General features: G+C 42.1%; 10 protein-coding genes. 2 read left to right on the top strand and 8 right to left on the bottom strand.

Going from position 1 to position 23,094, the window contains the following annotated elements; translation table 11 throughout:
- Positions 1–96 precede the first annotated feature (96 nt).
- The 5 genes from mgtA to INE92_RS05625 form a co-directional block, all read right to left on the bottom strand.
- Positions 97–2,748, bottom strand: a complete 2,652-nt coding sequence (mgtA, locus tag INE92_RS05645) for a magnesium-translocating P-type ATPase (RefSeq protein ID WP_195436295.1) — start codon at positions 2,746–2,748, stop codon at positions 97–99.
- A 121-nt stretch (positions 2,749–2,869) separates the two neighbouring features.
- Positions 2,870–4,237, bottom strand: coding sequence for a HAMP domain-containing sensor histidine kinase (locus INE92_RS05640; RefSeq protein ID WP_195436296.1), 1,368 nt, complete (start codon positions 4,235–4,237; stop codon positions 2,870–2,872).
- Positions 4,234–4,920: a response regulator transcription factor gene (locus INE92_RS05635; RefSeq protein ID WP_195436297.1), complete on the bottom strand. Its 687-nt coding sequence runs from the start codon at positions 4,918–4,920 to the stop codon at positions 4,234–4,236. The genes INE92_RS05640 and INE92_RS05635 overlap by 4 nt, the downstream gene beginning before the upstream one ends.
- A gap of 145 nt (positions 4,921–5,065) precedes the next feature.
- Complete coding sequence (locus INE92_RS05630; protein WP_195436298.1) at positions 5,066–7,915, bottom strand: glycoside hydrolase family 2 TIM barrel-domain containing protein; 2,850 nt, start codon at positions 7,913–7,915, stop codon at positions 5,066–5,068.
- A 36-nt stretch (positions 7,916–7,951) separates the two neighbouring features.
- Positions 7,952–11,188: a glycoside hydrolase family 2 TIM barrel-domain containing protein gene (locus tag INE92_RS05625; protein ID WP_212701981.1), complete on the bottom strand. Its 3,237-nt coding sequence runs from the start codon at positions 11,186–11,188 to the stop codon at positions 7,952–7,954.
- Positions 11,189–11,332: 144 nt separating this feature from the next.
- Here INE92_RS05625 and INE92_RS05620 point away from each other — a divergent pair, with 144 nt between their 5' ends.
- Together INE92_RS05620 and INE92_RS05615 are read left to right on the top strand one after the other, a co-directional pair.
- On the top strand, positions 11,333–12,859 hold the full coding sequence (locus INE92_RS05620) for a TlpA disulfide reductase family protein (RefSeq protein ID WP_195436300.1): 1,527 nt from the start codon (positions 11,333–11,335) through the stop codon (positions 12,857–12,859).
- A gap of 242 nt (positions 12,860–13,101) precedes the next feature.
- Positions 13,102–14,601 (top strand): sensor histidine kinase, encoded by a 1,500-nt coding sequence (locus tag INE92_RS05615; RefSeq protein WP_004314671.1) that lies wholly within the window; start codon positions 13,102–13,104, stop codon positions 14,599–14,601.
- Here the strand turns inward: INE92_RS05615 and INE92_RS05610 are convergent.
- The 3 genes from INE92_RS05610 to INE92_RS05600 form a co-directional block, all read right to left on the bottom strand.
- Positions 14,598–15,443: an AraC family transcriptional regulator gene (locus INE92_RS05610; protein ID WP_004314666.1), complete on the bottom strand. Its 846-nt coding sequence runs from the start codon at positions 15,441–15,443 to the stop codon at positions 14,598–14,600. The two genes, INE92_RS05615 and INE92_RS05610, sit on opposite strands and share 4 nt — an antisense overlap.
- Positions 15,444–15,642: 199 nt before the next feature.
- The gene (locus INE92_RS05605) at positions 15,643–19,854 is read right to left on the bottom strand and encodes a beta-d-glucuronidase/beta-L-arabinofuranosidase (protein ID WP_195436301.1); all 4,212 of its coding nucleotides are present in this window, start codon (positions 19,852–19,854) and stop codon (positions 15,643–15,645) included.
- 331 nt (positions 19,855–20,185) lie between these two features.
- Positions 20,186–22,885, bottom strand: a complete 2,700-nt coding sequence (locus INE92_RS05600) for an alpha-d-galacturonidase (RefSeq protein ID WP_195436302.1) — start codon at positions 22,883–22,885, stop codon at positions 20,186–20,188.
- Between the last annotated feature and the right edge of the window lie 209 nt (positions 22,886–23,094).

Here is a 23,094-nt window from a genome sequence, read left to right as displayed (position 1 = left end):
ATTAATTTTAGGGGCAAAAACTCTTGATAGACAATTCGTCTCAATTTTAAATCTTTTACAATATATACATTTAATTTGCGAGATAAACAGACAAAGCTATAACCAGCGCACAAACTTCCTGATATACCAGTTCTTCACGATCTGCGTCAAAATGCAATAAGAGAGCAAAATTCCAACCAACCAGGGGAAATAGCTCAAAGGAAGAGCTGTCAATCCGATGGAACGCCCGAAAGCGGTGAAAGGAATAAGAATACCTATTGCCATGATTAAGAAGGTCAGTCCCATTACAGGCCATGTGGCACGGCTTTGTATGAACGGTATCTTGCGGGTACGTATCATGTGGACAATCAATGTCTGTGATAACAAACCTTCCACAAACCATCCGGTTTGAAACAGTGTCTGGTGTTCGGGGCTATTGCAGCTAAATACGTACCACATGACCAGATACGTGATAATATCAAAGATAGAACTGATGGGACCTACATAAATCATAAAACGACTTAGATCGGACGCATCCCATTTACGGGGTTTCTTCAGGAACTCCGGGTCCATATGGTCAAAAGGAATGGTGGTCTGCGATATGTCATACAACAGGTTCTGGATCAATAGATGTATCGGCATCATGGGCAGAAACGGCAGGAATGCACTGGCAAACATCACACTGAACATATTACCAAAATTGGAACTGGCAGTCATCTTTATGTACTTATTGATATTGCCGAATGTCTTTCTTCCTTCGAGCACTCCGTCTTCCAATACCATCAAATCTTTTTCCAACAAGATAATATCTGCGCTTTCTTTGGCTATATCCACAGCAGAATCGACTGATATACCAATGTCCGACTGACGCAATGCACCTGCATCATTGATTCCATCTCCCAAGAATCCTACCGTATTGCCTTGTTCCTGCAACAGAGAGATGATTTGCGTCTTTTGTAATGGAGTCAGTTTTGAGAATAAAGTGGTATCCTTTACCGCTTCTTTCAATGTTGTTTCGTCCATATTTTCTATTTCTATCCCCGTAAGAAAATGACTGGTGTCAATTCCTACCTGTCGTGCAATCGCTTTCACTACAATATCATTGTCTCCCGATAGAATTTTAACTGCTACTCCATGCGCATATAATTGTTCGATGGCTTCGGCAGCAGAAGGTTTCGGAGGATCAAGAAAAGCAAGATACCCGATCAATACCATTTCTTTTTCATCTTCGATGGCGAAATTACAATCTTTCTCGATAAAACTTTTTTGGGAGACTGCCAATACCCTCATCCCCTGCTGATTCATATCTTCACTAATCATCTTTGCTTTGATTTTCAATGCATCAGTCAAGGGATGAATCTGCCCGTTGAACTCGGCATAGGAACAGACATCGAGAACCTCTTCTACCGCTCCTTTGGTGATGATTTGCCGCTTTCCCTGCCTGTCTTCTATTACAACAGACATTCTTCTGCGCGTAAAGTCGAAAGGTATTTCATCCACTTTGGTATAGTCATCCTTCAGATGTTCCAGACTCAAATCTCTTACATGAGAAAGAATCGCTTTATCCATCAGGTTCCTTAAACCGGTTTGGAAATAACTGTTGAAGTAAGCATGACGAAGAATACGTTTACTGTTGTCGTCACTGCCATCTGCATTGATATATTTCTCCAATACGATTTTATCGCAAGTCAATGTACCGGTTTTGTCAGTGCAGAGTATGTCCATCGCTCCAAAATTCTGAATGGCATTGAGATTCTTTACGATTGTTTTCTTTTTGGACATGGCTATCGCTCCTTTGGAAAGGTTGGCAGTCACAATCATTGGTAACATTTCCGGAGTAAGACCAACCGCAACGGATATGGCGAAAATGAAAGCTTCAAACCAATCCCCTTTCGTAAAGCCATTTACGAAAAACACAAATGGAACCATAACCAGCATGAAACGAATCAATAAGAAGCTAACCTTACTAATGCCTTTGTCAAAAGCTGTAGTGGCACGATGCCCGACCAGGCTCTTTGCAATAGTACCCAGATAGGTTTTGTTCCCCGTTTCAAAAACGATTCCTTTTGCCGCACCACTTATCACATTGGAACCCATATAACAAATATTGTCCAACTTGATGACACTTCCTTTCCGAAACTGTTGTCCCCGTACCTCCGGAAACTTTTCTATCGGTTCGGACTCTCCTGTCAATGAAGCCTGACTGATGAACAGGTCTTTCGAATCGATGATCCGAATATCAGCAGGAACCATGTCCCCGGCTGCCAAATACACGATATCTCCCGGAACGAGTTCCGTAATTTCGATCTCTTCTTCATGCTCTCCCGCACGTTTGGCAAGACATGTGTTTTTTACCATTTTCATTAAAGAATCCGTAGCCTCACTTGCTCGCCATTCCTGCCAAAAACGCAGGATAGCACTGAACAGCACCATGGATGAGATGATGATGACTCCCGTCCATTCCTGCTCTCCGGGATCGGCCATCAATACATCCAAAAATGAGGATATAATGGCGAGCCCGGTCAGAACGCCAATGAAAGGATTGATAAACGTTTTGATAAACAGGATAAACGGATTCTTTTTCTGTTCATGCACCACTTCGTTTCTTCCATAAACGGATTGTCGCTCCTGCACTTCTCCCAACGTTAATCCAAGCTTTGTTGTCTGTAAGTATGAATAGATTGACTTACCGGGTTGTGTGGCAACCAAAAATACTTTCTCTGAATTGAATATGTACTGTGATGAACGCAGTTTTTTCTTCCATACCATACTCTCTAATTTTTTTTAAGTTACTAACTGCATTTGTTAATTCGATGCAAAAGTAAGGAAGACTTCACCGGGAAGCTGTTAGAGAATGATTAGAGTGGTATTAGAAAGCTATTAGAATTTCTTAAATATGCGGAAGTTTCACCACAAAAGTAGTGCCCTCATCCTTATGGGAAGATACGGTCAGTTCGCCTTTGTGAAGGTGGATAATCTTCTGTGTCAAGGCCATGCCTATACCATTTCCAGGAGCAATATGTTTGTTCTCTCCACGATAAAACAGTTTAAACAGGTTTTCTTTATCCGTATCAGACATACCTACACCGTTATCAGACAAACGAATGATTGCCCATTGCTCCCAATAGGCGATCAGGACTGATGAAGCCCGGTTGGAAGAGTACTTGCAGTTATTTTCTATCAGATTCACAAAAGCGGTGGTCAGCAAATAGCTGTTTCCGATTATTGTCAGCACATTATCTTCTTCGGCTTCCTGCTCAAATACTAATTCGATGTGATAATCCGGATGAGCTTTTAGTACCAGCTCTCTGGCGTCCAGCAACAGTTCGTCCAGACGGACTTCTTCCATTGTTATCTGTTCCGACTGATAGTCAGCTTTTGCCAGATTCAATAATCCGTCGATCAGATTAACAATCCGACGCGAATCTTGCAGTGCATTGCCGATAGCCATCTGATATTGTTCGGAGCTCCGTTCTTTCAATAAAGCTAAATCCAATTCGGCTGTAAGAGCTGCCATGGGGGTACGCAATTCATGAGATACATTACTGACGAACATCTTTTGTGAATTGAAAGACTTTTCCAGGCGTTCCAACAATGCATTGAATGTCGTACTCAATTCTCCCAGTTCATCCTGTTCATTTTTTACGGGTAATCTTTTATCAATATGCGATGCTGTGATTTTCTCCGCTTCTTTCACTATATTACGTATCGGTTTTAAAGTGCTTCGAGAAAGGATATACCCCACAACCACTAATACGCTCAATCCACCGATAAATAGGAGAATAAGCATATTTCTTAGCGCATCCCGGTTGGCGTATCCGTAACCGTCGTAGGCTGCGGCGGTAACCACATAGTCTTTGCCCTCAAACGGATATACCAGTCCTATAGCCTGATATTCGTCCACATAGAAATTGATGTTCTTCCGCTGCAAAATACGCTTTATCATTTCCGGCGTTTCTTTGACAATATCGTTTTGCAGAGCATCGTGATATAATATTTTAAAATCTGTTGTATAGACGGCAACCTCTACTTCATTAATAAACTTCTGATTATTCAGGTAAATAGACTGCATGGTTTTGGCATCTACTTGATCCTTAAGGAATAAATGTGCTTTGGTTATAGCTTCACTTTGAAGATTACGAAAGAAAGCATTGCTACGCGAATGTTCACTTACATAGTAGACAGCCATCACAAATACGAAGAATACCGCAGCTGTAAGCCCTGCATATTGTAGAGTCAACGTTGTCCTGATCTTCATATTTTATCAGTCAGTATGAAACCCATTCCGGCTTTGGTATGAATAAGTTTCGGTTCAAAATCCCGGTCTATCTTTTTGCGAAGATAGTTGATATATACATCTATGAAATTCGTTCCTGTATCAAAATGGGTGTTCCATACTTTTTCTGCTATTTCAACCCTGCTCAATACTCTTTCGGCATTTTCTACCATATATAACAGTAAGTTGTATTCCTTAGGAGAAAGTTTTATGGATATGCTGTTTCGTTCTACGTCTTTACGTTGAAGGTCAATACGCAAATCTGCATAGACAAGTTCCTGCGGCAATTCCTGTGCATTACCCGCCACACGTTTCAACAGCACTTTGATTCTGGCATTTAACTCTCTGAAATCAAAAGGTTTCACCATGTAATCGTCTGCACCGGCATCGAAACCGTCCAGTTTATCGTTCGTCGATCCTAATGCCGTCAACATCAATATAGGGATATGGGGATTGGTTTTGCGAATTTCTTTCGCTAGTTCAAATCCGTCCATCTTAGGCAGAACGATGTCGGATATAACCAGATCGAATGTATGCGTCTGAAAAAGCCGTAAGCCCATCAGTCCGTCATAAGCCACCATTGTCTGATAGCCATTTTCCTCCAGTCCGTTCATCAGCAAACTTGCAACCCGGGGTTCATCTTCTATAATTAGTATTGTGTACATAGGAAAGAATTCATTAATCTGAATGTATAAAACGAAACAAAAATAATGATTATTCCCCACTTATAGCCTTTTTCCTTGAAAAATCGATGAGAAGGCCAAATAAAAAAGGTATCCAACGCAATGTGGATACCTTTATATGATTCATTTACATAAACCGGAAAATGACTCGTCCGGTTTGTGGACCATTTACCCATTTCGGTTGTGAAGAGGGACCACACAAATCGGTGGAGTTTACTTTATTACGTACCGGAGGAATCACGTTCAGGACAGAGATTCCGCTTTCGGGAAGAGTATAAAGTAAACGGTCGCGGCCATCACGAGGCTGATATACTCCGATATATGCGTCGGGAGTTTCGTTTGTCAGGCTGATAGTGCCTTCTTTCGTTTGGATATTCATCCAGGAAACATCACCAAAGTATCCTTTAAATTCAGGATATGTGAAAGTCTCACCCGGGATAGGATCGTTATAGTCGTTTTCCCATACATCGTATTGTGTTCCGTGAATACGGTTTTGCCATACACGGTAAGGTCCGGCACCCAGCCAGCGTTTGCTGATTACCTGATCTTCAGGATAGTCGAAACGAATACCCATCAAGTCTACGACACCGGAGAAATTGTAGGTATAATCCAAAGCCAGTTCTCCACTCGGGTTAATTGTCCATTGGGCTTTATCCAGATTGCCTAGTTTATAATTGGCGGTAACAACCAGATTACCTCCGTCTTCTTTCACATCCAGTTTCGTAAATACGGCAGCATCAGGGAATTCGCTGTATGTGCGGTCTTTTTCTTTTGCTTTCTCATCATCATGGTTATAGAACTGATCCAATGAGCGGTCTGCACGACGGGCTCCAATGAAACGGGGACCATTGGCGAAGTTAATCTTACGGTTATCTACAGATACCCCTTTCAGTTGTCCGTCTTTCTTTGAGAAGATGAACGTACGCTTATTCGCTTTCACAGTAAGCTCATTTTCTGTCTCTGTATAAGCAGGACGACTGGACAAGGGAGAAAGCTGTTCTGTCTGCTGATTCAGTTTGTTGACCGGGAAAGTCCAGCGCCAAAGTTCATGGCCGTATGGGTCGATTGCTGTCAGAAAGAGGGCGTCTGCATTGGGGAGGATATTTGTTTTTATATCCAAAATGCCTGCCGAGTGAGCAACCACGTCACTGCCTTGCACTTCACCCTCTTTCAACACTTGAATAGCAGCATTGGACGCATCTGTTGCCAGCGGGAATTTTACTTGCTTCCAAAGGAAACGGCAAGTATTCAGATTCAGATAATCGTAACGGTTTTCTATGGAGAATTTGCCATCAAATTGCTTGTCGATAGAAGTATTCAAGATTTGTACCGGACTCCATAACTGCTTGATAGTGTAGTAGCTACCCTCCTTTTCGTGATGTGGTCCTACAATACCGTCTGCTCCAAAGTTTCCTTGGTTATCAATGAATCCGTCCATATCTACACGCTTCACACCTTCGTCTGCCAATACCCAAAGGAATCCACCGATACAACGGGGATGCTTGCGCATCATTTCCCAATAATCATATAATCCGGCACCATGGCCGCCATCGTACAAACCATGCAAGAATTCCGTAGGCATAAAGATTTCCGGTAAGCGCATGTAGTTCTGGCTTTCTCCGTAAGAGCGGTAATGCATGGTTTCAAAACCGGAGAAGTTACCTTGCGGGTGAATAACCGGACGTTTCTGCGGATCGTATTTATGAAACTCTCCATCCAGTTCGGTATTCCATCCTTTTTCATTACCATTACTCCACCAAATAATAGACGGATGATTCACGTCACGTTCTATCATGCCTTCAATCAGACGTACTCCGGTGGGGGTATCATACTTGCCATGCCAGCCTCCCAATTCATCCATCACATAAAGTCCGAGAGAATCACAGGCTTCCAAAAATTCCGGGTCAGCCGGATAGTGGCTCAAACGGACAGAATTCATATTCATGCCTTTCATCAAAAGAACATCTTCGATATTCTTCTCTTTACTCAACGTACGGCCACTTTCAGGACGGAAACTATGGCGATTGACACCACGTACATTGATACGTACTCCGTTTATATAAAGTCCGTCGCTTTCGCGTACTTCAATTGTGCGGAAACCAAAATTTTCTGTTTCACTATGCAAAACCTTACCGGTCTTATCCAATAGAGAGAATTGCGCTTTATAAAGATTCGGAGTTTCCGCTGTCCATAATGCGGGGTTAGATACATTCAGTTGCAGGGAAGTCCAGTCGCCTCCTGCTTTTACGGGTACGGTGGTTTCCGTTATCTTTTTCCCTTTTTTATCTAAAATCTGTGTACGGATGCTCATTCCGTCATTAGAGATATTTGTGTAACAGTTGGCTCGGAAAGTTCCATCCATCTTTGCGTCAATGGCAATGTGCCGCAGGTTTACGGCTGGTTTCACCTCCAGGAATACCGGACGGAAGATACCGCCGAAATTCCAATAATCAGCACGACGTTCGGCAAGGTTCACACTGGCATTTTCACTCTCTTTGGCAACAGTGACTTCCAATAAATTCTTTTTGCCATATTTCAGGAAATCCGTGACGTTGTATGAAAAACGATAGAAGGCTCCCTGATGTTTGGAACCCACTTTGCGTCCGTTCACTTTTACTTCCGTATCTGTCATTGAAGCTTCGAATACAAGATTGACCTGTTTACCGCGAAACTTTTCCGGAACTTCAAACTCGTACTTATACATACCTTTTTCATCGGCAACGCCTTCAGGAAATGGTTTTCCATAGAAAGTGATCCCATACTGATAAGTGCCGAAGCCTTGCAATTCCCAACAGGAAGGTACGCCGATTTTCGTCCATTTGCCGGAATTGCGTCCGTTGGTACAAAAGAAGTCCCATTCAACCATATCGTCGCATCCGTGACCGGAGAGATATTGCCTTTCCGTTTGTGGAAGGTTTTGAGCAGCCAGGGTAGTTGCCAACGCCAAGGTTGATAATAAAGTGGTTACTTTTTTCATTGTTACTTTTATTATTGTGTTAGTTATTTATTGCTATCATTGTTTACTACTGATGCGGAGATGCAGCGTATGTTCTTTTTTCTCTATGGCATATTTCTTCAATACACCCGGTCCGCAACTACTGTTTCCTAATCCAAGTACGGCAGCATCCATACTAAGAATGACTTCCGCACGTGGTTTTAAATCGCAATCGTGAGTTTCTTCATAGATGTCTTGTACGGTGTAATGCAGGGCAGATGCAGAAAATGCGTTTTCTACCGCGTCAACACGAATGCCTTTATTCTGTTTGTCGGTCAAGGTAAGATAATGCACTTCCTCTTTGTTTCCACTGTCCTGCGGACGTGGATAATGTACGTATTGGTCTGCAACACTTCCTTTCCAAAGCCCTATCATAGCAGATGTTTTGCGGTCAGGATAGTTATCCTGTGGTCCTCTGCCATACCAGGTAAATGTATCATAAGCAGGCGCCAGACAGAATGCGATTCCTAAACGGGGAATTTCAGGAAGAACTCCTTGTGGCAAGAAAGTTGTTTTCAGATCAATCGTTCCATCTGAAAAGACCGTATAGACAGAAGTCGTCACCACTTTTCCTTCTTTATATAAATTACTTGTTTGAATCCGGACAATGACCGCCCCGTCTGCACGTTTTTCATGGTGGAAAGATTCCAGATTTATCTGCGGATGATCCATCCCATGCAATTTCCAGTCTTTAGCCAACCAGTTTCCGAAGCTCTTGTCATTATCTGTCGGAGCACGGAAAACTTGAGTGACAGGCTGAACCGGAAAATCATCGGAGTGAGCCAGCATTTCTTTGTCCTTATATATAAGGGAAGTCATACTTCCGTTCACTTTCTTTTCCCACTGGACAGAAAAACCGTGCCCACTAATCAATAAAGATTTATCATCCTCTTTCACCTGAAGCGCTCCTTTATTAATTAAATCGGCAGAAGCTAAATCTCCTTTCTGCAAGCAGAATTGTTCCCAGGCCACTTCATGTCCTGCCTTTGCCCAAAGAGCATCCGATTTCAAAACAATGCTTACTTTCAGTTGGCAATCGGAAAGAGGTTTCAATGAACGGAAAGCCGGCAAACCGATTGTGCCACTTTCCCCTGGAGCTATTTCCGGCAATGTTATTTCTCCCCGTTCTTTCTCCTTACCATCCACTGATAATGTCCACAGACAACGATAAAGTGATAAATCAGTATGATGATTCCGGTTGGTTACTCTCAACTCTCCATTCTCAACTCTCAACTCAACCGGTGCATATACTTTTTTTACCTCCCAATATTTAGGCGTAGTTTCACGGTCACTCATCAGTAATCCATTAAAGCAGAAAGCTTTTAAATTCGGCTTATCGCCAAAGTCACCGCCGTAAGCCACCATGGTACGGCCATCGGGTAATGTCTTGTAGATTCCCTGATCTACCCAATCCCATATAAAACCACCCAGCATACGGGGATTGCTATATATCTCATCCCAATATTCCTTGAAATTTCCTAATGCATTCCCCATGGAATGTGCATATTCACTCGTCATTACCGGACGGTCGTCATTGGTACGCTCCGCAATCTCCAGCAACCGCTCCCAACGTGCATTTTCAGCGCGTTCCTTGTCCTCTCCCTCTGCAATGCCGGGATTTAAGTATTCCTGTTTCACCCGGGTATAAAAGCGGCTGATAACATCGACCGTCTTCGGGTCAGGATTTCCGTCCACTCCCTGCGCCCCCTCATAGTGTACAGGACGAGTGGGATCGAAATCATGCAGCCATGCCGAAATAGCAGCGAAGTTCGGTCCATAACCGCTTTCGTTTCCCATGCTCCACATTACAATACATGGATAATTCTTATCACGTTCCGCCATACGGACCGCACGGTCCATAAATGCTGCATGCCAGTCGGGGGTACTTGCGAGTGTTCCACGCAATCCGTGTTCTTCTATATCCGCTTCGTCCATCACGTACAATCCCAAGCTGTCGCATAGCTCGTACCAACGGCTTACATTCGGGTAATGACTGGTGCGCACAGCATTTATATTTGCCTGCTTCATTAAAAGAATATCCTGAAGCATTCGTTCTTCGCTCATGACACGTGCTGTCCGTGGATCATGTTCGTGGCGGTTCACTCCACGAAAACGAACCGGATTACCGTTCACTAACAGTTGTCCTTTTTTAATTTCTACAGAGCGGAAGCCCACGGCCTGTTCTATCTGTTCTACGACTTTTCCTTCTCCATTTTGGAGAGTTAAGTGTAATTTATAAAGATAGGGTGTTTCTGCCGTCCATCTTTCCGGCGATTTTATAATGGCTGACAAACGTCCCATCTTACGCGGGCCACGCTGCGGATACCATTCATTCATCCGGCTTGCTTTATGCTCCAAATCAAGAATATCTTCCACATTGCCTTTCAATGTGGCAACTTCTTTGCCTGAAGCATCCTTCAATACTCCCTGTAAGACATACCCTTTTCCGGTCATCCCTCGATATACACTGAATTGCGGATCAATCTGCAAAATAAAGTCTTCATAATCACCAGCAGATGCAGGAAGAGTGCGTACCGCATAATCACGGACATGAATATCCGGCGTATGTATCAGATGAATACTACGATGAATACCACCAAAACGCCAGAAATCCTGATCTTCCAGATAAGAACCGTCACTATATCGGTAGACTTCCAGTGAAATTTGATTTTCTCCGGATTTCAGATACTTCGTGACATTAAATTCACTCGGTTCCATACTGCCTTGGCTATACCCTACCCGTTCGCCATTGATCCAAACATAAAAGGCGCTCATTACGCCCTCAAATCGTAGAAAAGTCTGTCCATTCGCTTCCCATCCGGCCGGCAAGACAAAGGTACGCCGATATTGCCCTACCGGGTTTCGTTCTTTATACGTGGTATAGTCAGTTTTCGGTTCTCCCATCACCCGTGGAGGATCTATTTTAAACGGATAGCCTGCTGAAACATAGATAGGCGTGCCATATCCGTTCACTTCCCAATTGGCGGGAACAGGAAAATCCGTCCAATCTTTATCATTAAAATTTGTTTGATAGAAATTCACGACTCTTTCATTGGGAACGGGAGTCCAACGGAATTTCCAGGTTCCGTCTAAAGAGATTGAGCCGTCTCCTTTCTGTACAGAGAAAGGGGTAAAAGCGGCTCTTGCCGGTTCACGATTGATCTGGAGAACATGATAATTCTCCCAATCATGCATTGTTTGTGCCTGTGTAGGACTTACAAACAATGCGCCAAGCAGTAAAGTATATATTTTCATTCGTTCTTTTTTCTTCATATCAAGTAGACGGACGAAAGGGTATTTTGTACCCCTTTCTTTTATAGAAATATTAAAGAACAATAAAAGGAGTAACACTCTATGAAGAAAATCTTTACCTTGTGGCGTATAATTAATTCTAATATTATGATGATGAAAAAACTACTATTTAGCAGCTTTTTTTTATTAGGCAGTCTCGTTTCACAAGCACAACACGAGTACACAATTAAAGGTGAGGTAAAAGGAGTGAAAGACGGAACTCATGTTTCCTTATTTTTGACGGATGGACGCGTAGGAAGCATAGTTGGTACGGATACGATACGTAATGGAACTTTCTTTTTCAAGCGAAATGCAGGAGAAAGCGGTATGGATCAACTGTCTCTCATGTGTCGCGATACAGATTTCCCTCCAATGTCGTTAGATATTTATGCAACTCCGGGCGCAAAAATAAAAGTAACGGGCACAAACCCTCTGATTTATACATGGAGGGTAGATAGTCCAGTAAAAGAACAACAAGAACATAATAGATTCATTGAGGATTCCCGTGACTTATGGGACGAATTTCAACGCTTGGCTATCAAAGAAAGAAGTATGCGTTCAGCTTCAGAAACCGAACGAAAAGCACTTCGAACAAAGAGTGATAGTATATCTTCCATTATTAATCAACGGGAATTAAAGTTGATGAAAGAACTCCCTATTTCCAATGTCTGGATGGAAAAATTACTCCGTTTGAGTATGTCTTTGAAATACAATCCAAAGTTTACCAATAAGGAAGAAATACTGGCTTTGTATGACAGATTGAACGAAGAGCAGAAAGCTTCCATTGAAGGACAAGAAATTAGGGTTAATCTCTTCCCTCCTAAAACGGTGAAAGAAGGAGATGACGTGGCAGATGCCGATCTTTTTGATTTAGATGGAAAAGTTCATCATTTGGCTGACTTCAAAGGAAAATATATGTTACTTGATTTCTGGAGCAGCGGTTGTGGTCCCTGCATCATGGCTTTGCCCGAAATGAAAGAGATTCAAGAGCAATATAAAGACCGACTCACCATCATCAGTTTGAGTTCGGATACGCAAACTAGATGGAAAGCTGCTTCTGCGCAACATGAAATGACTTGGCAAAACTTAAGCGACTTAAAACAGACTGCAGGACTATATGCTGTATATGACGTCAACGGTATTCCGAATTATGTCCTTATCTCTCCCGAAGGCAAAATCGTGAAAATGTGGTCGGGCTATGGTAAAGGCAGCCTGAAATTAAAGATGCGTAGATATTTGGATGCGCCAAAGCGTGAGATGAGTATCACCGGGGACACCAATAGAAAAGTAGTTAACTATCCAAGTTTTGAATCAACCAATACTGATATTCTTGAAGTGAAGCAGGTAGAATTGACTGATACAGCCACTATCGTTCATTTTTATGCATATTACATACCCAAATACTGGATACAAGTAAGTGTAAATGCCAAACTAGTAGACGAGCAAGGTGCATCATACACATTACAAAAGGCTGACGGCATTACCCCCGGTAAGCATTTCTTTCTGCCTGAAAGCGGAGAAGCCGAATTTTCCCTAACTTTCAAACCATTACCTCTCAAAACTAAATCATTCAATTTCACAGAAGGAACAGCCAAAAACGATTGGCAAATAAATGGGATAAAGCTTACTAGATAAAGAAAAAGAAATGTGCCAAAATAAAATCATAAAGGAGTTTTGGCACATTCTCTCTATTAATATTTGAATATCGAATATTAAAATAAGAATATTGTATTAACATTAAATATCTTGCAATTTAAAATAACCGTATAAGTCGCTCAAAAAGAGCTGTAAATATGTTATAATCTTCACAGAAATGGTTTTCTTTGTTATAAGATATGTCTCATATATCTTATATTCAGTACAAAACAATAAAAGAAATGGAAGATTACAAACAGACACTCTATAACGATGAATTATTAAACATTTTACCCGACGGAGTGATTATATTTGATACAAATGGAGAAGTTATACAACTCAATCAGCAGGCTTTTGCAGAACTGCATGTTCATCCGTCGGTCAATGATATGCTTCCCTTTCCTACCAATCGTTTATTTAAACTGCTAAATAAAAAGGAAGATATACTTTCGACTATTCTGGAAAAGATTCGTCAGGGAGAAAATACGTATTCATTACCTGAACATACCTTCATGCAAGAACAGGTTGATTACACACAATTTCCCATAAGAGGAGAATTTGCAACGATCAGGGATAGAACTAATTTAAACAAGATCTTATTCTTTTTCCGCAATATTACAGTAGAGCTTACACAGGAATATATTCTGAATACTGCTTTGCAAAGAACCAGAATCTATCCATGGTATTATGATATAAGTCGGAGTGAATTTACTCTTGACGATCGTTATTTTGAACATTTAGGTATTCCGGCAGGAGAAAATAATACTTTGACAATGGAGGAGTATGTGAATATGATTCATCCGGACGATCGACAACCTATGGCTGATGCCTTTGTTGTACAACTTAGTGGTAATACAACTTTTGACAAAACAGTTCCATTCCGTTTGCGCCGGGGAGATGGTACTTGGGAATGGTTTGAAGGGCAGTCAACTTATATTGCAAACATATCCGGCCATCCCTATCGGTTAGTGGGAATCTGCTTGAGTATTCAGGAATATAAAGACATAGAAAACACCTTAATCGAGGCACGTAAAAAAGCAGAAGAAAGCGATCGTCTTAAAATGGCGTTTCTGGCTAATATGAGTCATGAGATCCGTACGCCGCTGAATGCAATCGTCGGCTTTTCTGATGTTATAGGTTCCACTTATGATGAGTTAAGTGAAGAGGAACGTGCCGATTTCGTGCGACTAATCAGCATCAATAGCGAACATTTAGTACGATTGATTGACGACATACTTGATTTGTCCAAGATTGAATCAAATACGATTAAATTTACTTTCTCCAACTGTTCCCTTAACTCTTTAATGATGGACATAGAGAAAGAACAGGCAATGAAACCTATTTCCGAAATTGAAATAAAGTCATTATTACCGGATGAAGATGTTTATATCAACACAGATATTACACGCCTGAAACAAGTAATATGCAATTTCATTAATAATGCCCGGAAATTCACCCAAAAAGGATATATTCATTTTGGGTATACGCTTGATAACAGAAATGCGGATTCAGTACAAATATTTGTAGAAGATACCGGTTCGGGAATTCCGCAAGAATGTTTGAATGAAATCTTTGATCGTTTCTACAAAGTAGATACTTTTAAACAGGGAACCGGTTTAGGACTTTCTATCTGTAAAACGATTGTAGAACATCTGCAAGGAGATATCTCCGTTAAATCAGAGATTGGGAAAGGTAGTTGTTTTACCGTTACATTACCATTTGATAGAAAAACAGAAGATTAGCGTCCTCTATATTCTTGAGGGGTAATACCAGTATGCTGCTTAAAAAACTTATTAAAGAAGGAGATATTATTAAACCCTAAAGATAGAGCTATATTTTTTACAGGTTCATCGGTCGACTTTAAACGGGATTTAGCTTCCATCAAAATGACAGAAGCAATCACCTCTAATGGAGTATTTCCTGCCGCCTTTTTAATTGTAGAACAGAAATGGGGCAGGCTAAGTCCTAACTCATCAGCATAGAAAGATGTTCCGTGATGGATTGTATAATGTTTCATGACTAATTTTAAAAACTCCTGATAAATCTCATACTTTCTTGATTGAGAAGACAAATACCAATTATTCTGTAACTTATATATTTCTGTAGCCCCTTGGATAAACATGGTAAGAACAGCTTTTACTATCTCCTTATTTTCGCGCGTCCTAAGTGAAGCGTATGAAAGAATAGATGATTCATAAAACATTTTATAACTACAGGCCTGAAGTGGAGATAAAGCAACTATTGGATTCTCCATAATTACCGGAAGAAGGTGCTGGGTAGCTTTCATCAAATTTATACTTTCTATAAAATGAGATGAAAAGCCTGCATAATAAATCTGGATATCGGATGAGAATGTGTGCACCTCTAATATGCAATTAGGCGGCAAAGTTATTAAATCATTTTCACTAATATGATGGGTATTGGTATTGATCGTCACCTCCATAGTGCCTTTTATACAAAGAATAAATAAGCCGGATTCAATCTTACATGGAAAATTCTTATAGCTCTTCAGTAAATCTTTTGCGAATCCCTCTCCTACAATATAATCAACCGGCAAATCATACTTTGGTATATTACTTTCCATTATTGCTCTTTTTGTTTGTCCTCAAAGATAGAGATTATTTAATTCCTATCTTTTAAATAATTAAAATCGGAACATTGAATCATAAAAAAATAACATCTATATTCTATTTCTAAGAAAATGATCCGAATATAAAGAAACGGGATGCGGAAAGTTTACCTTATCCGTATCCCGTTTTATTGAAATCAATTGATAGAAAGATTTATTGAATATCCAATGCATCAAAAGCAATTCCGTCCATATTTTCTGCCGAAAGTAATACTTTGTAATGTCCGGCATTGATAAAGGTTCCGGTGGTGGTGCTCATCATCTTCCATTTATCCGGTGTTTCCGGGAAGCTCAATACGTCCTCTTTCAATACAACTCCTTTTGAGTCAATGAATTCCATTAAGACAGGTATTGGCTTTCCAGTAGTGTTCATATATTTAAAGCGAAGCGCGTACACTTGCGCCAACCCGGTAGAAACATTCCATTCAATACTGTTGCCTTTTCCTTTACCAAAAAACACTCCCATCTGTTTGCGATGTTCTTTCTTTTGGAATTTGCCTTTCAGCACTGCCGTTTCCGCTTCGTATGATATACTGACACGAGCATTTTTGTCTTCCGGAAGTAACTCTTTCGGAGTCTTTTCCATTACTTCTTTATCCGCCTTTTCCCAACTCCAGCCGGACGCAGGGAATACCGTCGGTTTCAGTTCCCGATCTGTGCTGGCAATAGCAATGCCTGAAATCAAGGCTTGTCCTGCTTTCACTTCCGGGAAATGAATTTTCAACATTCCACCCTTCACTGTGGCATATACCACCTTCTTACAAACTCCGTCGTGACCGCTTTCAGCCCAAATATCCAAGTCGTCTAATACAACAGAATCATTCACGGCAACATCAAATATGCGCAGCCCTTCACAGTCGGTAGAAGCGCTTCCGCCCGTACCATGCCAAGGCTCTGTGAAATACAGTTCAATACGATATGTTCCGTCTGCCACAGGGAAACGATATTCCAGCTGATGACGTCCGAAGCGGAAATGTTGGAATAACGTCCAGTCACGAGTGCCGCGAATCGGATCATTGGTGGTACGTTGACTGGCAAGATAAGGATTCAGGTCCTTGAAATTCTCCGCCCATGAACGGGAATAATTCGTATTGTCCTGCAACCATAACTGTCCGAAACTATCTGTATAATCATCCCCTCCACAGTTGAGACGATACAGATAATTATATCCTGCCTCTCCTTTCAATATCTTTTTATCATCCTGATAAAGAAGTTCGAAGTTAGGGGCTTGTTCCAGGCCATTCAATAGGATCAGGTCTTCTGCCACCGGTTTACCTTTATAATAGCCTACTGCACGAAGCACGTTATAACGAATATCCCGGTTTTCCCACATAAAATGAGTGCCTGTTCCGTTGTTCTTTTTACGTCCGAGGAAGGTTTCCTTTTCATTTGTCAGATCGTTGTATAGCAATACAGAATCACAATTGCTGTAAGCCTCGATAGTGGCACGGCGACGTCCTTTTTCAAAGCGGTTGGCCCATGTATGTGATACCAGGTAAACCATCGGGTCTTTTGCAGCCGGAACATAGTTGGCGCGATACATATAATATACGTCCAACGGTTCTTCCCACGGAGTAACCAATCCTTTATAATTGAACGGACCTACTTTATCTATCTTGCGATACGCTTCATCCGGTTGGCGGCGTCCGGGATTGTCATGACTGCTGTATATCCATTGGAATTGTCCGCAAACACTATCTTTAGCCTGTTCTGCCAAACGGATTTTAGTTTCCATCAGCTGACACATACGGTCTTCACTCCACACTCCGTTCACCTGGAAATCTCCCGGCTCCGTATGTAGGTCGATGCTTCTCCACGCTCCATATTCTCCGTTCAACAATTGGTTTGCTTGAGAGAGCTCACGACCGTATTTCGTCACATCTCCTCCATACGTACCACTCCAATTTTGAATCACATTCCAGTCTGTACCCTCACCGCCATTACAGGTTGTTATGACACGCATTGTCTTTGCAGTCGGATCCATCTCCCGAATAATATCACTGCACTCCTGTGCAAACTCACGAGGCAAAGTGCTTTCATTCTGCAATCCCCACATCACCACTGACGGAGAATTACGACGTTCTTTCACCCATTGACGAAGCAACTTTTTAAAGTTCTCACGAAACTCCGGAGTGTCATACCACACGTGGGCGGAAAATTGTGTCCAAAACAAGATTCCCTCTTCATCCCAGTATTTTTGATAATCGAGATGATGGGGCTGATGAGCATCCCGGAACGCATTGAAACCGGCTGCACGTATCTGTTTTACCCTTGCGGCAACCTGTTCATTACTGAACGCATGGCTTTGTCCGAACTGATGCTCATACTCACATACTCCATTGATAAACAACGGCTTTCCATTCAGGTAAAAACGTCCGTCTCCATCGTTTCGTTTTACCGGCCAGCTAATGGTACGAATACCGAAGGGTGTCGAAATTTCATCCGTTGTCTTCGTATCGCGCTTAATCATGCTAGCCAATTTATAGAGATATGGATTTTCCGTATTCCACAAGACAGGATTCTCAACAGGAGCCTGCTGGCGAATCACTTTCATTTCTCCCGGAGCTAAAGTTACTTTTTCAACCAAACGGAAAACTTGTTTTCCATCGGCATTGCTTAGTTTATTGACTAACTCTACCGTTTCTGTTGTTTTACTATAATTCTTAACCTCTGTTTCTACAAATACGTTAGCAGCCTTTTCGTCATTCCAAATATGTACACCGAAAGGTTCTATGCGAATCTCATCCGTTACTTCCAATACCACAGGACGGAAGATACCTAACGGTTGGGAACCCTCACTGAATCCCCATTCCGATGAACATCCTCCACATACCCAAGGCATATCGGCAATCATTTCAGGATGCTCGGCTTTCACTTCCAGGCGATTTACTCCCTGTTTCAATTCATCTGTGACATCCAAAGTCAACGTAGTGCGCCCTATGGGATGACGACCGAAGTCCTTTCCGTTCACTGTAATGGTGGCGTATGTACCCACTCCTTCAAAGCGAAGGAAATATTTTTTAAGTTGAGAGTTGAGAGTTGAGAATTGAGAGTTGTTGAGGGTGAAGTCCTTTTTGTAAAGAACGGTTCCGTGAAGATTGCCATGAGTCAATTGACGATACCCATAATAATCATCCCAGTTATGAGGTATATTCACAGTCTTTTCACTCTCAACTCTCAACTTTCCATTCTCAACTCTCCAAGTTTTCCAGCCTTCATTTAATTCAATAATTTGCCGGCGGTTCTTGATTTCCGGTTTCGGGAAACGGACAGCCGAACGTCCCATCGGCTTACTGGTAGCAATGGCAATGCCACGTTGCTCTGCGTTGTTTACCGCACAATAGAAATGATAAACCACTCCGTCATGTTTCACCACATAGCTCTTATGAGCAAACAGTTCATCGTAGTTCTTGGAGGGGATAATCAGGTCGGCCCCTTTCCAGTCGGTCCAGTTCACTAAATCATAGCTGGCGGCAAATGTATTGAATGCTTTATATTTACGCGAAGGTTCAAAAGCAGAGAAATAAAACATCACATACACATCTCCCATCTTTTGGATATGCGCATCTCCTGTAATGGTTCCATCAGCTTCATGCGCAAAGACCGGATTTCCGGAGTAGCGTTTCCATGTTTTCATATCTTTGGAAAGCGCAATGCCGACACGTTCGCCCTTTAAATTCGTTTCCGGATGATGCCCGCCCGCGTTGTAATACATCACAAACGGAGCTCCCAATGTTTTATCTTTATCCCAATAAACGGTACTCTTATATTGAGTCAGCTTTTCCCACCATTGGGCATCTTTATCATGGATGCTCAAAATCGGTTTGTCCAGAGATTCCCATTCATGTGCCGTAGAAATATCTCCTTTCGTCCATGCCAGTCCGACATAAAGCGGAGCTTTTACAGCTTCGTAGCCTGTTCCTTCACCGCCGATATAAGTCATCCAATGGCGACCTTTATAAGTCTGAAGCTCATAGCTTCCACCCCATTCCATATCCGGCAATGCAGGAAATCCGCCACGCTGATTGCAGTCCCATTTTCCATCCCGATAAGAAAGAACCCGTCCCAAAGTGCGCCATTCGAGCAAATTATCACTTTCTGCTATCCACGTTTCGTAACCACGACCATCAGTTCCACCTTTGCCGTTGTAAACCACATAAGTCATCAGCCACTTGTCTCCCTGACGAAAAACGGTAGGACAATCAATCTTATGATAATTGTCTGCCGGGGCAACTGCGAGCCCGTACTTGTATGGTGTCTTTACTTCCTCGTAAATCTGCTCCATTCGTTCCTGCGGAACTTCCCTTTGCGCATACAGAGAGAAAGTGGTGGCTATACTAAAAACTGCCAGCAATAACTTCTTCATGATACTTTTTCTAATCGTTTAATACTTAAATAGTGCATAACCACTAAATGATAATTTTGCGGAGTGCCCTGAAAGGGTTTAATTATATAGCGTAGGGCAACGCCCTACGAAAAAACGGTAATCTGAATTTGCGCCCTGAAAGGGCATAATTGTATACAGTTCCGCCCTTTCAGGGCTTGTGGCTGGTGTGTTTTTTTCGTAGGGCGTTGCCCTACGCTATATAATTAAGCCCTTTCAGGGCACCCCAATAAATATATAATTGTAAGGCTTTCAGCCTAACCGATAAAATCTCATTTAACCGATAAATTCCCATTTAACTGCTAAATTCCCATTAATAAAACAACCAATCCATTGTCTCTTCATCCCCGGCAAGCCCGGCATTACGAACTTTCGTTTCCGCAGCCGTGAATCCTAACACTTGCAGATAACCTTTGGGTAACATCAATGTATGCTTTCCAGCCGGAAAACTATATGCATGCACATTTGCCAAAGGCATTCCGTTGATACGGACAGCATTCGTCAACACGGGTTCCGCCTGACCGTAATCATTGGCTGATGCATCAATTTCCAGTTTCGGAGCTTTTGCATACTTTTTCTGGTCGTCTTTGAAATAAGCGACTAACAATTTCACCGGAGCATCCGTTTCGAAAGTGATGCTTGTGCCTTTCTCTCTCTGCTCATTTCCATTGAAGCGGAGCGCCTTCATTCCTTTCAATTCCGGAGCTACTGCTTCTATCTTACCTGGGACATCCACAAATAAAGAAATACCCTCATCCACTTTCACTGTCGGATAATTAGAGATCAGTTTCACGTTTGCAGGAGTCCAGGCAGCAATCTCGATAGTTTCAGTCACCGCATTTCCATTCTGTTTTTCTTTCAACAAAGCGAGGTTGGCTTTGAAATTTTCCAATTCCTTCTCATAGTGTACCAGCAATTCTTTCCAAGTCTTATTCTTTCCATCATCTCCACCAATAGGAATACGACGTTGGGCAGTCTGCATACTGTTGGCATACAAGTAATGTTCGTTCGTCAGTTCCACCAATTTGCGATAGTGCTCCAGGCTTTGTTCCATCAAAGGAATAGCTTCTTCAAGATTCTTAATCTCTTTTCCCCATTGATAATCCAATACCAGTTTGGCAGCTTTCACTTTCAGGTTGAACGCATACGCAAATTCACGATAACAATGCATATCATTCTGCAAACGTGCGAATTCATCCTTATTTGAAGAGACGGAACCTGCTGCTTTATTAATAGCCGCTACTGCTTTATCTCCATGTTCTATTACTTGAGCAACAATATCCAAAGGCATTTCACCTATATGAGGTTGCTTTTTCCATTCTTTTTCTACATACTCTATCAGCTTCTCTCCTTCCGGTCCGCAGCTTTCATAGAATCCCGGATAGATCGTATATTTGTACGGATTGACAAGCTGACTCATAAACATACCCAGTAATAACGTTTGGCGATTTCCCTCTGTGATACCGAAGCGACGTAACAACTTCGGAGCGATCTCTCCGCTTTCTTCGTATGCTACACGGATATTACTTGCATTTTCGTCAGAGGTTCCGTAGAATTTGCCCAACTGATGATCCCAGTAACCCATTTCATCTGTACGGTCGCGATGGCAGTTCCACGCATAGCGTCCCCAGGTCTGGTACCAGATCCAATCACGATCCAACTGGAATTCACGTTCATTGTTCGGTAGTTTGTCAGCCGTATAAGGCCAGTCCCAATATGAAGCCTGCGGATAAAGGTGCAACGCATTGGCACCGTGTACATTGTGCATGGCAGTGACCGCCTTTTGTACGAAATCCGGAGAACCCCAGCGGAACGGTTCCAAATTTGCCAGGATATGTACGTTACTGATATGAATGGAACCCAACGAACTCAAATCCGTATGAATTTTCGACCAGGGACCACGAGGTTCGTAGGTAGTCAACGATTCACCATTATACTTATGCATCGTATAAAGATTCTTATAGAGCGGCAAGGCAGCGTCCATCACCAGTTTGCAGTCCGTGTCGTGCGCACGCAACAAAAGAGGCGGTTCATCCGTACGTCCCAATGCCTGTAATCCGTCTTTCACTCCCGGAATAATTGTTTTAGTAAACCATTCCACATCGTCCTCCACTGTACACATCGCTTCACCCAGACAAACAAGTAATCCTACATTGGGATACTTTTCAATGAAAGCGGCAATACTCTTGCGTGTATAATCGGCAATCAGAGGAGTAATGGGGCGGTTACGGTCCTGTGTTTTCAGTCCGTAATGTTCAGCAAAAGGTTTGGAAAGAATGATATTATAAAACATCTGTATGACAAAGATACCGCGCTTGTCCGCTTCTTCCGTGAGGAAAGAGAACATTTCTTCATTCATTTTGAAGGTTTCTTCATCTACTTCCAGTGCAAACGGATAATCTTCCAGTTTCACCAATGACGCAAACGGATGGCCATTCCAAAGGTACAGTGAATTCATGCGGTTGGCAACCAGCATATCCAAGTATTTAATCCACTGTTCTTTATCATAAAACCAGGGGAAACTTTCCGGCGTATACGGATATTCGTACACACCATGCCCCGGAAGGTAGGTCATCTTCTGTAATCCTACACATGCACCACGCAATACCATTTCAGGACCGTCTTTCAGTTCCTCCGGGAAGTTCAACTTACCATCCGAATCATTCACACGGTCGATCAGTTCACGGCATCCGTAAATGACACCACTCCCATCCCTGCCGGACACTCTGGTCAGATTGCCCGTCGTCGAAATATAAAAACCTTCTTTCTTGAGCGTCGTGTCATTTACTTCCGTCAAGAGAATCGTTTTGATTTCGGGATCGGAGAATGTCGTGTCTCCCTGTTGCATCATTACCTGATAACCGGCTTTATCCAAGGTAGTCTGTAACTGCTCCGCACCAAACAAAACACGATTTGACGCATCCGGCGGAGTCATAATCTTCACGGTTTGCCTGCCACACGCTGCCAAAAAAAGTGTGCATGCCGCAAACATGAATAATCTGGTATTTTTCATTCTTCTGATATATATTATAGATTATATAATTCACTTCTTCACTAAGAGAAAGACGAAATAATCCCCTGTTTGTACTCATTCGTCTCTTTTTCCACTTTTCAGCACCAAACTTCCACTTTCATCTTGCTGTAATATGCAAACGCCTCATTATTTAAAAGTTATGCTTATCTTTGCCGGCTAGTGTCTTATAATATAAAACAGAAAACAAG

This window comes from Bacteroides xylanisolvens (assembly GCF_018289135.1).
Classification (GTDB): domain Bacteria; phylum Bacteroidota; class Bacteroidia; order Bacteroidales; family Bacteroidaceae; genus Bacteroides; species Bacteroides xylanisolvens.
Note: the sequence above shows the minus strand (reverse complement) of the source record. Positions and strands in the feature narration are given on the sequence as shown.